The sequence below is a fragment of the Dactylosporangium sp. NPDC051087 genome (assembly GCF_055586325.1).
In genome coordinates, this window is record NZ_JBVJIJ010000006.1 from 25,651 (window position 1) to 38,714 (window position 13,064).

A 13,064-nucleotide genomic window follows, 5' to 3' on the forward strand; every position below is an offset into this window, starting at 1 on the left:
CGGCCGGGACCTGACCTGGAGCTCGCAACGGCACCGAGGCGAGGATGTGGGGTATGACGAGCGACATCGCCGTGCATGCCGAGGACCTGACGAAGTTCTACGGCGCCCGCCGCGGCATCGAGGGTCTCGACCTGCAGGTCCGCGCCGGGGAGGTGATGGGGTTCCTCGGGCCGAACGGGGCCGGGAAGACCACCACCATCCGGCTGCTGCTGGACTTCCTGCGACCGACCCGAGGACGCGCGAGCATCCTCGGCCTCGACCCGCGCAGGGACAAGGCGACCGTGCACCGGCAGATCGGTTACCTGCCCGGCGAGCTCGCGTTCCCCGGCCGCGACCGGGCCGACACCCTGCTGCGGTTCTTCGCCGACGCTCGCGGCGGCGTGCCGTGGTCACAGGTGCGCGCACTGGCCGACCGGCTCGACCTGGACCTGTCCCGCCAGGTGCACGCCATGAGCAAGGGCAACAAGCAGAAGGTCGGCCTGGTGCAGGCGTTCATGCACCAGCCGGCGCTGCTCATCCTCGACGAACCGACCAGCGGCCTGGACCCCCTCGTCCAGCACGAGTTCCTGGCGATGATCCGGGACGCGCGCACCGCCGGTCAGACGGTGTTCATGTCCTCACACGTCCTCGCCGAGGTGCAGCAGACCGCGGACCGGGTCGCGATCGTGCGGGACGGCCGGCTCGCCGCGGTCGAACGCGTCGAGTCCCTCGGCCGGCGTGCGGTGCGCACCGTGGAGATCCACTTCAACGACCCGGTCGATGCCGCCGAGTTCAGCGCCCTGCCCGGGGTCAGCGACGTGAACGTCGCGGGCCCGGTGCTCACCTGCACCGTCGACGGCCGCCTCGACCCATTGATCAAGGCCGCCGCCAGGCACGAGGTCGTCGATCTGCTCTCCGCCGAGCCCGACCTGGAGGAGACGTTCCTGTCGTTCTACTACCACTCGGAGGAGACCGGCGATGCTGCCCGCAATGGTGCGTAAGTCCTGGCGGGACGACCGCCGGGCGGTGATCGGCTGGGCGCTCGGCGTCGCCGCTTTCACCGCCATCTACACCAGTTTCTACACCAGCTTCCAGGGCGCGGCCGAACTCAAACAGGACGCGTTGCCCAAGGGCATGCTCGACTTCCTGGGCATCGCCGACATGCTGTCCCCGGCGGGCTACCTGCAGGCCACGGTCTTCAGCCTGATCGGGCCGCTGCTGGTGCTCATGTGCGCCGTCACCCTCGCCGCCCGCACGATCGCCCGCCCCGAGGAAGACGGCGGGATGGAACTGCTGCTGGCCAACCCGTTGGCACGTACCGAGTTCGCCGGGCAGCGCCTGGCCGCCGCGGCCGCCGCGATCACCGCGGTCGCCGTGGTCCCGTGGCTGGTGCTCACCCTCGTCGTGCCCGCCGTCGGCATGAACATCCCGCTGTCCAACGTCGCCGCCGCCTGCGTGGGCCTGGTCGCGCTGGCCTGGTGCTTCACCGGCATCGCGTTCCTCGTCGGCGCCGCCACCGGTCGGCGCGGCACCGTCCTGGCCGTCACCGGGGTCGTCGCGGTCGCCACGTACATGGCCAACGCGATCGGAGGCATGCTCGACGGCTGGCACTGGCTGCGCCTGCTCTCGCCGTTCCACTACTTCATCGGCACGGATCCGCTGCACACCGGCTGGCACCCGCCGCAGCTGCTCGCCCTGGTCACGGTCGCCGCCGTCACCGCGGCCATCGGCATCGTCGTCTTCGACCGCCGCGACGTCGGTGTCTGAACCGCGACCGGCCCCGCACGCACCCTGGCTCGCCGAAGCCTGCACCACACTGCTGGGCACCCTGCCCGACCGGCAGCCCGCGGCGGCCGCGGCGCTCGGCGCACGCGCCGCGGACCTCGGACTGCAGCTGCCCGACCTGGTCGACGGCGTCCTGCACGCCGTCGCCGGGCAGTGGCGCCACACGCTACCGGCCCCGGCGGGCAGCGCGGCAGAAGTGCACGACCGCGCGACCGCGCTGCTGGGCACCGCCCGGGCGCTGCTCGCGGCCGCGCTGGACGGCTACACCCGGCAGACCCACGCCGAGCTCGCCCGGCATGACGAGCACCGCACCGCGTTCGTCAACGAGCTGCTGACCGGCCGCGCCGACCCGGGGACATTGGCCGAACGCGCGCACCGGTACGGCATCCGCCTGTCCGCCACCCACGTCGTGCTCGTCGCCCGCGCCGCCGCCGGTTTCACGACCGAACTCGTTCAACGGGTCGACGCCGCGCTCGCCGCACGCTTCGGCGAAGGCAACATCCTGACCACACTGCGCGACCGCGACCTGATCTGCATCAGCGCGGGCGGTCTGCGCGGCATCGCCGCCGAGCTGGCCCACCTCCTCGTCACCGGTTTCGGCGCCAGCGGCTGGCAACTCGCCGTCGGCCGGGCCCATCCCGGCCTGCCCGGACTGGCCATCTCCCTGGACGAGGCCCGCAGCACCCTCGACCACGCCGCCAAACTCGGCTTCACGACCCCGGTGCTCAACGCCGCCGACCTGCTCGTCTTCCCCGTCCTGCTCCGCGACCGGGCGGCCATCACCGACCTCGTCGACACCGTCCTCGGGCCGCTCGTCACCGCCCGCGGCGGCGCCCAGCCGTACCTGGACACCCTCGCCGTGCTCTTCGACAACCAGGGCAACCACACCGCAACCGCCCGCCAGATGCACCTGTCCGTGCGGGCCGTCACCTACCGCCTCGACCGCATCCACGCACTCACCGGCTACCACCCCGGCGAACCCACCCAACGCTTCACCCTCCAGGCCGCCGTCCTCGGCGCCCGCCTCCTCGGATGGCCATAGCCTCCGACGTGACCTCCGCATCGGCCAGCCGGTAACGGGCCGGCAAGCCGCATGTGCCCATGTGTGCCGCGCCCGCGCCGGACATGGGCAGCGGCCAGGTGATCAAACGTCAGTTCGATATGTTCGCGTTGACATGGGTTGTCGTAGTACTGCGGCGGACCCGGATGGTCTCGACGAGTTTCGAACCGGCGGGCGGGCCGCGGGCATCGTCTCTCGTGAAGGCCATCGCGGAAGGGACGGTTCGTGCGCGCTGATCAGGAGCTCGAGTACGTCGAGTACGTACGTTCGCGGATACCGCGGCTGCACCACGTCGCCTACCTGGTGCTCGGGGACCGGGACCGGGCCGATGACGCGGTGCAGAACGCGCTGACCGTGCTGTACCGCCGCTGGGGTCGCACCGGTGAGATCGAAAACCTCGACGCCTATGTCCACACCATGGTGGTCCGGGCCTGCCTCGCCGACCGGCGCCGGCCGTGGTCGCGGGTGCTGCTGCGGGCTGCCGTGCCGGACGGGCCCGCGCCCGGCGGGTATGGGCTCGTCGACGAGCAGCTGCTCGTCAGGCAGGCGATCGACCGGCTGCCGGAGCAGCAGCGGATCGTCGTCGTGCTGCGCTTTCTGTGTGACCTGCCGGTCGCCGAGGTCGCCCGGCTGATCGGGCGGTCCGAAGGGACGGTCAAGAGCCGCACCTCCTACGCCGTGACCTCGCTGCGCCGCTGGATCCCGTCGACGACCTGGAGCGTGTCATGATCGACGAGCAGCTTCGGGACTATGCCCGCAGCGTCTCCAGCGTCTCGCGCCTGCAGGCCGAGGACGTGCTGGCCCACGCCAGGCGGTCCCACTGGCGGCGGCGGGCGGCCGTTTCGGCCGGGGCCGCGGCCTCCGTGGCCGTGGTGGCGGTGGCCGTGGCCCTGATCGCGCGGCCGGCCGGGCCGCCGACCGTCCCGGCGAACCCGGTCCCGGCGACCTCGGCGCCTGCGGCCGCCGGCTGCGCGGTGATGACGCTGCCACTGCCGGCCGGAGTCACCGGCGCCTCGATCGTGGGGGCGGACCCGAACGGGCGGTACATCATCGGGGTGCGCTATCCGGACGACGACTCGACGCCGGCGGTGTCGATCCTGTGGACGGACGGCCGGCCGACCTTGCTGCCGGCCGACTTCCGCACGGTCGCGGTCAACGCGTCGGGCCTGGTCGTCGGCGAGCACGGCCGGATGGAGGACCGGCGAGCGGCGGTCATCACGGATGGCGCCGTCGTCGACCTGCCGATGCCCGCCGGCGGGGAGCTGACCGACGCCACCGCGGTCAACGCCCGCGGCGAGGTGGTCGGCGGCGTGTTCCTGGCCGGGTCGGCCGCGCGGGCCGTCGTGTGGCCGGCCGGCGGTGGCCAGCCCCGGCTGCTGCAGGCCGGCAGCAAGGACACGTGGGCGGTCGGGATCACAGACGACGGTACCACCGTCGGTACGGTCGGCGAGCGCGAGAAGCCCTACCGCTGGGCGGCCGACGGCACCGGAAAGGCGCTCCCCGTCCCCGACGGCTACCGCGGCGGTGAGGCCCGGGCGGTCGCCGGCGACTGGGCGATCGGCACCGCGTCGACGAGCCGCGGCGGGGCGGACGGCAAAGCGGAGCTCACCGCGACCGATGTCAACGTCCGCTGGAACCTGCGCACCGGCTCGTTGGACCACGGCTTCAAGACCGCCGCCGAGGGCGTGGCCCCCGACGGCACGGTCCTCGGCCGGGTCGGCCAGGACGCCCCGGGCCTGTGGCGCGACGGCACCATCGTCACCCTGCCGATGCCGCCCGGCGCCGTCCGGGGTGCGGCCAAGACCGCCGTCGGCGACGGTCACACCATCGTCGGCTGGACCACTGGCGACGGCGGCCCCAGGCCGGTGGTCTGGAAGGGCTGCTGACGTCGCAGCACCGGCGGCAGCCGACGGGCCCGGTCGGCCCTTCGGCTGTCGCCGTCCCGGACCCGGACAACACCTCGTCGCGACGGCCTGCTCCTACCAGCGACTCATCAGAGTCCCGGACCGGCAGACCCGGCCGCTCACCGAAGTGTCGCAGACGGTCCAACGATCAGGTTCCCCGACGCGTACGCACATGGAAGCGTCCGCCATCACCCTCGCTGCGAGGTTCGGTGCGACCCAAGGCGCCTGCACCGTCGTGAGCCTGCGGCGAGTGGCGATGCCGATGTACCGGCCGCCGAACAGCCATGCCTCGTTCTTGATGAGGCGCTGGATGTCATTCTCGTTCTTCGTGGAGTCGAGCACGACCTCACGGATTGCAGCCAGACGCTTGTGCTGCCGGTGTCGTTCGATCAGCCCGGCGAGCAGACCACGCTGAGTTCGCCGAGGAGAGCGTGTAGGCGCCGGACTCCGGGAACTCCTCGTTGAGGAACTTCTGCAGGACGGCGACCTGGCCCTCGCTGGCAGCCCAGAGTTTCTTCCGGATGCCCTGCGGTGGCAGGCTGGTCAGGTGGACTTCGGCCGAAAGGCCGCATCGAGGGGTTCCGGCCACGCCGTACGATTGCGGCGGCCGGAATCAGTGCGGGAGGTGAGCACGACGCAGCGGCAGCTCACGGCGCGCGCACTCGTCGCCGCCTCCGCGGTGTCGGCCGGCGCGCTCGGCTGGAGCACCGCGCACCTCGTCGTCTCCCGGGTGCTCGCGCACCGGCACGAGGCCGCGCACGGCATCACCGGTGGCGTCGCGCACGTCCACGCGGCCGAGCTCGCGGCGGTGGTCGTGGCGCTCGCGCTCACGGCGACGTCGCTGCTCGCGGTCACTGCCGCCGCCTTCGCCGCTGGCGGGCGGCTGCCGGTCGCGGGCAGGCGGCGGCTCGCCCGCACGGCCGGACTCTGGTCCACCGGCGCGTTTCTCGCCGCGGAGACCGGCGCCTGGGCGCTGTCCGACACGCACGTCGTGCCGCCGCCGGTCGTGCTGCTGCTCGGCCTGGCGGTGCACGGCGCCGCCGGCGTGGTCAGCACGCTGCTGTGGCGTGCCGCGGTCGAACGGATCTGGGTCGCCGCCGCGGCGGCGACCCCACGGCTGTTCCACCGGCCCGATCCGGTGCGTGCCGTCGTGGGCACGGCGGCGGGCGGCGACTCGATCTGGTCCCTGCTCCGGGTGGCGGGCCGTGCCCCGCCGATGTTGGGAAGTCCCGCATAGCGCTGGTTTCCAACGTCCGTCCGGGCGGCGCTCCGCCGTGCCCGGGAAACCCCGAGAGGCCTTCATGCATCGATCCGTCCTGCGCCGGGGCACCGCCGTCACCGGCACCGCCCTGGCGCTCCTCCTCCTGCTGCCGGGCGTCGCGTCCGCGCACGGCGTCAACGGCGCCGCCGACAAGTCTGTTCCCGAGTTCGTGTGGCTCGGCATCACCCACATGCTGCTCGGCTGGGACCACCTGCTGTTCGTCGCCGGTGTCGCGCTCATCGCCGGCACCATCCGCCGGGCCGCCGCGTACGTGTCGCTGTTCGCCCTCGGGCACAGCATCACCCTCATCACCGCCGCGATCACCGAGTGGCGGGTCAGCCCCACCAAGGTCGACCTGGTGATCGGCGCCAGTGTCGTCTTCGTCGGCGTCGTCGCCCTGCTCGCCCGGCCGAAGACCGTACTGCACTGGCGGCTGTTCGGTGCCACGGTCCTCGGGTTCGGCCTCATCCACGGCCTCGGCCTGGCCACCCGGCTGCAGGACATCGACGTGCACGGCGTCGCCAGCCTCACCCGGATCGTGGCGTTCAACGTCGGCATCGAGGGCGGGCAGGTCATCGCGCTGCTCGCCGTCGCGTTCATCGCCAGCTACCTGCCGGCCCGGTTCACCTCCGAACAGGCGCAGCGGGTCGCTTCCACCGCCATCATCGTGCTCGGCATCCTCGCCGCCGTCCTCGTCGTCATCGACCGCGTCGACCGTCCCGCGCCGGCCGTCGCGTCCGGGCCGTGCGGCAGCGGCGAACGCGTCGACACGCTGCCCATCGGGCAGGGCGGCCACCCGGCGAAGGACTTCTACGAACCCACCGAGACGTCACCGCTGAAGGACTTCGGGCACGTCCTCGGCGACGCGTTCGTCATCGTGCAGTACCAGCCGACGCTGCCCACCAACCAGCTCGACCAGCTGCGGACGTTCATCACGAGCAAGGACGGCAACAAGGTCACCGCCGGGCCGCGCCCGGAGCAGACCGCGGTGCTCACCGCCACCCACGTGCGCGGCACGCTCACCTGCACCGCGTTCGACCTGCCCGTACTGCAACAGTTCACGAAAGCGTGGTTCGCCGACCCCCGGTCCAAGACCGCGGAATAGCCGCGATGCCGCCCGTCCGGCGCCCCCACCCCGTGGGGCGCCGGCAACGGACCGGTCCGCTACGTCCGGGTGAACCCGCGGAGCTGTGGCGCACCCGCGACACCGCGGGGCCAGGCTGCCACCCTCCACTCCAGCCGGTATGGCGGATCCAGGCCCGTTCACCATGCCCCACGACGCCCACGAAACGGGGCCTCAACTGGCGCCGTCAGTCGTGCTCCGGCGCGCCCGTGAGGTGATGGTCCGCGGCGTACAGCACCTCCGTCACCAACCGGCGGACGTGTCCACCCGCGGCCCGATACAACACCCGCCTTCCGTCCCGGCGGGTGCGGACCAGTCCCGCCAAGAGCAGCTTGCCGAGATGCTGCGACACCGCCGGCCGGGCCGCGCCGACGATCGCCGTCAGCGTGGTGACGTCGAGCTCGCCGTCGCGCAACGCCCACAACAGCCGCAGCCGGGTAGGATCGGCGAGCATCCGCAACGCCGTCACGGCCACGTCGACCTGCGCGTCCGTCGGTGACTCGCCGGTGTCGTCGGCCGGCGTATCGTCAGGTGCATACACAAGCACATATGGTAAGGCTGGCTCGGCACCTCAGTTCAGCGGCTGGAAGTGCGCGCCGTCGGACTACCGGTGGTGCGCGACGGCAACGTGCGCATCCACCGTGTCTGGGTCGGTGTGGATCGTCGCCGCGGTCAGCCGTGGCACCGCATGCAGCAGCCGATGTTCGGCCTCCAGGGCGATCGCGTGCGCCTCCACCACCGTCAGTGTGTCGGCCACCACGACGTCGGTCTCCGCCTGCAGCCGGTGACCGACCCAGCGCATCCGCAGCGCCGCGACCCGCCGCACGCCCGGCGTTCCGGCGAGGGTCTGCTCCGCGACGTCGACCAGCGCCGGGTCGACAGCGTCCATCAGCCTGCGGTACACCTCCCGCCCCGCGTCCTTGAGCACGAACAAGATCGCGGCCGTGATCGTCAACCCGACCACCGGGTCCGCCCACCGCCAGCCGACGGCCACACCGCCGGCGCCGAGGAGCACCGCGAGCGAGGTGAACCCGTCGGTGCGGGCGTGCAGGCCGTCCGCGACGAGCGCCGCCGAGCCGATCTTCCGGCCGATACGGATGCGGTACCGCGCGACGACCTCGTTACCCACGAACCCGACCACGCCCGCGGCCGCGACCCACGGCAGGTGCGTCACGTCGGCCGGGTGCAGCAGCCGGTTGACCGCCTCGTACCCGGCGAGCGCGGCCGACGCCGCGATGGTCAGCACGATGAGGATGCCGGCGAGGTCCTCGCCACGGCCGTACCCGTAGGTGTACCGGCGGTTGGCCAGCCGGCGGCCGACGATGAACGCCACCCCGAGCGGGACCGCGGTCAGCGCGTCGGCGATGTTGTGCAGCGTGTCGCCCAGCAGCGCCACCGACCCGGACACCAGCACGATCGCCAGCTGCGCGACAGCGGTGACGCCGAGCACCAGCAGCGAGATCCACAGGGCACGGATGCCTTCCCTCGACGACTCCAGGGCTCTGTCGACCTTGTCCGTCGCGTCGTGCGAGTGCGGCGTCAGCAGGTGTCCGAGCCGATGCCGCACCGCCGTCCAGCGAGCTGCGGCGTGACCGTGCGCGTGCTCATGGCCGTGGTCGTGCCCGTGGTGTTCGTGTCCACGCTCCTCGCTCATGCCCGCATGATATGTGCTCATGTACGCACGCGACAATGTTGCAACTGCCAACGCGACGCAACTGCCAGGTACTGCTCTGTGGTTGCGGCGGCACCGGAGTGATCGGCACCGCCGCGACCACAGGGCATTTGGCCGTGACCGAGTACAGGAAACGACGCGCTCACTGTCCTCTACTCCTGGTGGAAGGACCATCGGGACCTGCTGTAGGCGGCTTCCCGCGGTGCACGACGCGATCGAGGCGGATGGCGACGTAGCCGAGGCTGGACAGCGCGCAGATGCCGAGCAGGTCCAGGATCGGCACCGGCTGCGTGCCGAGCAGGTCGTTGAGGGCCGGCAGGTAGAGGCCCGCGACCTGCAGGATGAAGGCGGCGGCGACCGCGACGAGCAGCATCGGGTTGGCGCGGGTACCGGGCCGCGCACGCGACCCCAGCGCCACGGCGAGCTGGGTGGCGCCGAGGGCGAAGAAGGCCATGCTCTGCCAGGGCCGGTCGGTGGCGTGGGCCCAGACCGCGATGCCGAGGGTGACGGCGGCGATCACGACGCCGACGCGCAGGATGCGCTGCCAGAGTCCGGCGCCGAGCACGGACTCCGCGGGCGGGCGCGGCGGGCGGCGCATGGCGTCCGGCGGCGCGGGTTCGCTGCCGAGGGCGACGCCGGGCAGGCCGTGGGTGAGCAGGTTGACCCAGAGGATCTGGGCGGGCAGCAGGAGCAGCGGCAGGCCGAGGAAGGGCCCGGCGAGCATCACGGCGATCTCGGCGGCGCCGCCGGACAGGCCGTACAGCAGGAAACGGCGGATGTTGGCGTAGACCCGGCGGCCCTCCTCGGTGGCGGCGACCACGGTGGCCAGCTCGTCGTCGGCGAGGACGAGGTCGGCGGCCTGGCGGGCGACCTCGGTGCCGCGCAGGCCCATGGCGACGCCGATGTCGGCGCGGCGCAGCGCGGGCCCGTCGTTGACGCCGTCACCGGTCATGGCGACGACGTCACCGGCGTCGCGGTGGGCGGTGACGATGTCGAGCTTCTGCTCGGGGGTGGCACGGGCGTACACCCGGGCGAGCGGCAGCGGCCCGGTGCGACGGCAGTCGATGACCTGGTCGGCGGGTGCGATGATGCCGGTCTCGACGGCGACCGCGCGGGCCGTGGCGGGATGGTCACCGGTGATGAGCACCGGGGCGATACCGGCCCGCCGGCAGGCGGCGATCGTGGCGGCCGCGGACCGGCGGGCCGGGTCCTGGATGCCGATGAGGCCGAGCAGCCGCAGCCCGCGCTCCCAGTCTCCGGTGGCCGGCGCGGAAGGGCGGTCGGCGCGCGCGACCGCCAGGACGCGGTAACCGTCGGCGGCCAGCGCGTCGGCCCGCGCGGCGGCCCGGGCGATCAGGTCGGCCGGCTCGTCGAGGAACGCCGGGTGCAGCAGCACCTCAGGCGCCCCTTTGCAGATGATGCCGGCGCGGCCGCCGGGCTGGTGGTGGACGGTGGTCATGCGTTTGCGGTCACTGTCGAACGGCAGCTCCCCGATGCGGGGCAGCGCCGCCTTCAGGGCGGCGACGTCCAGGCCGATCTTGGCGGCGGCGGCCAGCAGCGCCGCCTCGGTGGGGTCGCCGAGCGAGGTCCAGTCACCATCGGGGGTGTCGGGCGGGCGCAGGCTCGCGTCGGCGCACAGCGCGGCACTGGTCAGCAGGCCGGCGAGGTCGGGGGCGGTGCGCGCGGTGACCGGCAGCCCGGCGCGGCGGACGGCGCCTTCGGGTGCGTAGCCCTGACCGTCGACGTCGGCGTCCCCGGCCGGGGTCCACAACCGCCGGGCGACCATGCGGCCCTCGGTGAGCGTACCGGTCTTGTCGGTGGCGATCACGGTGACCGAGCCGAGCGTCTCCACGGCGGGCAGGCGGCGGACGAGAGCATGGCGGGCGGCCATCCGCCGAGCGCCGAGGGCGAGGGCGAGGGTGACCACGGCGGGCAGCGACTCCGGTACGGCGGCGACAACAAGGCTGATCGCGGTGACGACCATGAGCTCCAGCGGCTCACCGCGCAGCAGGCCCAACGCCAGCACCACCGTGCACAGCACCACGGCGACGCCGGCCAGGGCCCGCCCGACCCCGGCGAGGCGGCGCTGCAGCGGCGTCAGACCGGAGCCGGTGGCCATCAGCGCGGCGATGCGGCCCATGGCACTGCGCGGGCCGGTCGCGGTCACCACGGCCATGCCCCTGCCGCGGACCACGACGGTCCCGGACGAGACGCGCTCCGCGGAGTCCCCGGCGCCCGGCTCGGCCGCGGCCTTGTCGACCGGGACGGACTCGCCGGTGAGGGCGGCCTCGTCGACCAGCAGCGCGGCGGCCTCCACGACGGTGGCGTCGGCGGGGACGATGTCGCCCTCGGCGAGGACGAGCAGGTCACCGACGACGACACCGGTCGCCGGGATCGGACGCCGCTGCCCGTCGCGCACCACCAGGGCCTCGGGGGCGGTCATCGTGGCGAGCGCGGTGATCGCCTGATCTGCCTTGACCTCCTGCACGACACCGACACTGGTGTTGACCACGATGACCAACGCGATGACGGCCGCGTCGGTCCAGTCGCCGGTGAAGACCGTCAACGCGATCGCCACCAGCAGCACGACGATGAGCGGATCCCGCAACTGCAGGACCACCCGTCGCCACACGGGCACGCGTGCCGTCGCGGGCAGCGCGTTGGGCCCGTCGCGTTCGAGCCGCGCCGCAGCCTCCGAGCACGACAGCCCGGCCACCGCGGTACGGGTGTCTCGCAGGTCGCTACCCATCGTCGGACCCTTCCGTGCCGGCTGCCCAACGGGACCGTTCCTCCGTCCACCGTGCTCCCGGACGACCACCACGGACCAGGGCCTCCTGGCCTGTCAACGGGTGCCCGTCGGGTCGGGACGGCGAGCAGCGGGGTGAGGTCACCACCCGCCAGGTGGCGCGAGCGCTGAGCCGTATCCGTCCGAGCCCTTCCGCGTAGGATCGTGGCGTGTCATATGTCCTCGAACAGCGGGACGGCACCGCGGAGCTGACCGATGTCGACGACGTGGTCCGGGCGTTCGCCGGGTCCCTGGAAGAGCGGGTCAGCTGAGCCGCGGGGACGCGCCGCGGGCGCTTGCGTGCCTGAGCATGCTGGTCGGCCGGTTCTTCATCGTTGTCGGCGCGTCCGATCCGGATTGGACCGATGTCGAGGGGATGCCCGGGGACGCCGGGGCGTCGTGGAGCAGCCGGCACGTGCTGGTCGCAGTCGAGGCGACGGAAGCACCCGTCACAGTCCGCCTGTGGGTCGGGCCGGATGAGCACGTGCTGACGGGCAGCCGCCGGGTGTTCGACGGCCTCCTCCGGCTGGGCGACGGCCTTCTTCGCATCGCTGAGCCGATCGGACAGCGCTACCTGGTCTGTAAAGTCGCGCCGCCCGGCGACGTCCGGGCGGTCATCAGCGTGGGGGATTTGGAACTGCCGACCGAGGTGGACGTCTGGGTTCATCGACCGTCCTGAACGACCTGTCTTCGCCATCCCGCTGAGGTCGTCGTTCCTGCCGGCCTCAGGGGGTCACCCGCGCAGGATGAGGGCGCCTCACCGCGTGGGGGAGAAATGTGGGGTTTGCGGGATGTCGGCTGCAGCAGGAGGGACCATGACCGCGGTTCCGGGCCAGCACGGCGATCCGCCCGGCGCGGCCATGCCGGTCCGGCACGTGCTCGCGCTCGGCGTGGTCACCGTGCTGTTCGGCGTCGCGGTGCTCGTGTGGCCCGACGCGACCCTGCGGCTGCTCGGCACCCTCGCCGGTATCTGGCTGATCGCGACCGGGGTGCTCCGCATCGTCCGCGCGATCTGGCGGGCCCACGGCGTGGGTGACGGGCTGCTGTCCGGTGTTCTCGGCGTCGTCCTCATCCTCGGTGGCGCCGCGTGCATCCGGAACGTCGTGGCCGGGGTCATCGCGCTGGCGGTGGTCCTCGGTCTGGCGTGGATGCTGAGCGGCTTCGCCCAGGTGCTGTTCGGGCTGTTCTCGAAGGGGAACGTCCGGGTGTGGCTGCTCGTGCTGGGCGCGGCCTCGGTCGTCGTCGGCTTCCTCTTCCTCACCTGGCCCCAGATCTCGCCGCACGGGGTCGTGTGGCTCACGGGCGTCACCGCGGTGATCATCGGCGCCGCAGAGATCGTCTTCGCGCTGCAGCAACACCGCCGGCCCACCCGATCGGCTGAGCGCCGCAGGCGGGGGTCACCGGTGGGACGGTACTGATGTGGATCATGCCGGTGGGGTGAGTTCCGTCGCTGGACGTCGCCCGACGGTGGGAGGCGAGGATGTTCCGGCGTGAG

12 protein-coding genes are annotated in these 13,064 nt (G+C 72.7%); 9 read left to right on the plus strand and 3 right to left on the minus strand.

Translation table 11 applies throughout. The features are described from left to right. The first annotated feature begins 53 nt into the window (after positions 1–53). The 7 genes from ACZ6TV_RS13165 (at position 54) to ACZ6TV_RS13195 (ending at position 7,094) form a co-directional block, all read left to right on the plus strand. Complete coding sequence (locus tag ACZ6TV_RS13165; protein WP_465297369.1) at positions 54–980, plus strand: ABC transporter ATP-binding protein; 927 nt, start codon at positions 54–56, stop codon at positions 978–980. Further along, positions 970–1,746 carry an ABC transporter permease subunit gene (locus ACZ6TV_RS13170; RefSeq protein WP_465297370.1) on the plus strand — a complete coding sequence of 259 codons (777 nt, stop codon included), beginning with the start codon at positions 970–972 and terminating at the stop codon, positions 1,744–1,746. Before ACZ6TV_RS13165 ends, ACZ6TV_RS13170 begins: the two co-directional genes overlap by 11 nt. Continuing rightward, positions 1,739–2,806, plus strand: coding sequence for a PucR family transcriptional regulator (locus ACZ6TV_RS13175; protein ID WP_465297371.1), 1,068 nt, complete (start codon positions 1,739–1,741; stop codon positions 2,804–2,806). The genes ACZ6TV_RS13170 and ACZ6TV_RS13175 overlap by 8 nt, the downstream gene beginning before the upstream one ends. Positions 2,807–3,049: 243 nt before the next feature. Then, positions 3,050–3,553, plus strand: coding sequence for a SigE family RNA polymerase sigma factor (locus tag ACZ6TV_RS13180; RefSeq protein ID WP_465297372.1), 504 nt, complete (start codon positions 3,050–3,052; stop codon positions 3,551–3,553). Continuing rightward, positions 3,550–4,710, plus strand: coding sequence for a hypothetical protein (locus tag ACZ6TV_RS13185; RefSeq protein ID WP_465297373.1), 1,161 nt, complete (start codon positions 3,550–3,552; stop codon positions 4,708–4,710). The genes ACZ6TV_RS13180 and ACZ6TV_RS13185 overlap by 4 nt, the downstream gene beginning before the upstream one ends. A gap of 643 nt (positions 4,711–5,353) precedes the next feature. Next, complete coding sequence (locus ACZ6TV_RS13190) at positions 5,354–5,965, plus strand: hypothetical protein (protein ID WP_465297374.1); 612 nt, start codon at positions 5,354–5,356, stop codon at positions 5,963–5,965. 64 nt (positions 5,966–6,029) lie between these two features. Continuing rightward, entirely contained in the window at positions 6,030–7,094 is a 1,065-nt protein-coding gene (locus tag ACZ6TV_RS13195) for a HupE/UreJ family protein (protein ID WP_465297375.1), read from the plus strand. Between the two features lie 205 nt (positions 7,095–7,299). Here the strand turns inward: ACZ6TV_RS13195 and ACZ6TV_RS13200 are convergent, their stop codons facing one another. The 3 genes from ACZ6TV_RS13200 to ACZ6TV_RS13210 all read right to left on the minus strand — a co-directional run bounded on the left by ACZ6TV_RS13200 (position 7,300) and on the right by ACZ6TV_RS13210 (position 11,533). Continuing rightward, entirely contained in the window at positions 7,300–7,653 is a 354-nt protein-coding gene (locus ACZ6TV_RS13200) for an ArsR/SmtB family transcription factor (protein WP_465297376.1), read from the minus strand. A 63-nt stretch (positions 7,654–7,716) separates the two neighbouring features. Continuing rightward, positions 7,717–8,766: a cation diffusion facilitator family transporter gene (locus ACZ6TV_RS13205; RefSeq protein WP_465297377.1), complete on the minus strand. Its 1,050-nt coding sequence runs from the start codon at positions 8,764–8,766 to the stop codon at positions 7,717–7,719. 160 nt (positions 8,767–8,926) lie between these two features. Continuing rightward, a complete protein-coding gene (locus tag ACZ6TV_RS13210; protein WP_465297378.1) occupies positions 8,927–11,533 on the minus strand; it encodes a cation-translocating P-type ATPase in 2,607 nt (868 codons plus the stop codon). Positions 11,534–11,879: 346 nt separating this feature from the next. Here ACZ6TV_RS13210 and ACZ6TV_RS13215 point away from each other — a divergent pair, with 346 nt between their 5' ends. Both ACZ6TV_RS13215 and ACZ6TV_RS13220 read left to right on the plus strand, forming a co-directional pair. After that, entirely contained in the window at positions 11,880–12,248 is a 369-nt protein-coding gene (locus ACZ6TV_RS13215) for a hypothetical protein (RefSeq protein ID WP_465297379.1), read from the plus strand. A gap of 136 nt (positions 12,249–12,384) precedes the next feature. Then, complete coding sequence (locus ACZ6TV_RS13220; RefSeq protein ID WP_465297380.1) at positions 12,385–12,987, plus strand: HdeD family acid-resistance protein; 603 nt, start codon at positions 12,385–12,387, stop codon at positions 12,985–12,987. Positions 12,988–13,064 lie beyond the last annotated feature (77 nt).

Bases quoted from the DNA above. Each gene is read 5' to 3' on its own strand.
- ACZ6TV_RS13185 (WP_465297373.1), top strand. From the start codon at position 3,550: ATGATCGACGAGCAGCTTCGGGACTATGCCCGCAGCGTCTCCAGCGTC.
- ACZ6TV_RS13220 (WP_465297380.1), top strand. From the start codon at position 12,385: ATGACCGCGGTTCCGGGCCAGCACGGCGATCCGCCCGGCGCGGCCATG.
- ACZ6TV_RS13170 (WP_465297370.1), top strand. From the start codon at position 970: ATGGTGCGTAAGTCCTGGCGGGACGACCGCCGGGCGGTGATCGGCTGG.
- ACZ6TV_RS13215 (WP_465297379.1), top strand. From the start codon at position 11,880: ATGCTGGTCGGCCGGTTCTTCATCGTTGTCGGCGCGTCCGATCCGGAT.
- ACZ6TV_RS13205 (WP_465297377.1), bottom strand. From the start codon at position 8,766: ATGAGCGAGGAGCGTGGACACGAACACCACGGGCACGACCACGGCCAT.
- ACZ6TV_RS13210 (WP_465297378.1), bottom strand. From the start codon at position 11,533: ATGGGTAGCGACCTGCGAGACACCCGTACCGCGGTGGCCGGGCTGTCG.
- ACZ6TV_RS13195 (WP_465297375.1), top strand. From the start codon at position 6,030: ATGCATCGATCCGTCCTGCGCCGGGGCACCGCCGTCACCGGCACCGCC.
- ACZ6TV_RS13165 (WP_465297369.1), top strand. From the start codon at position 54: ATGACGAGCGACATCGCCGTGCATGCCGAGGACCTGACGAAGTTCTAC.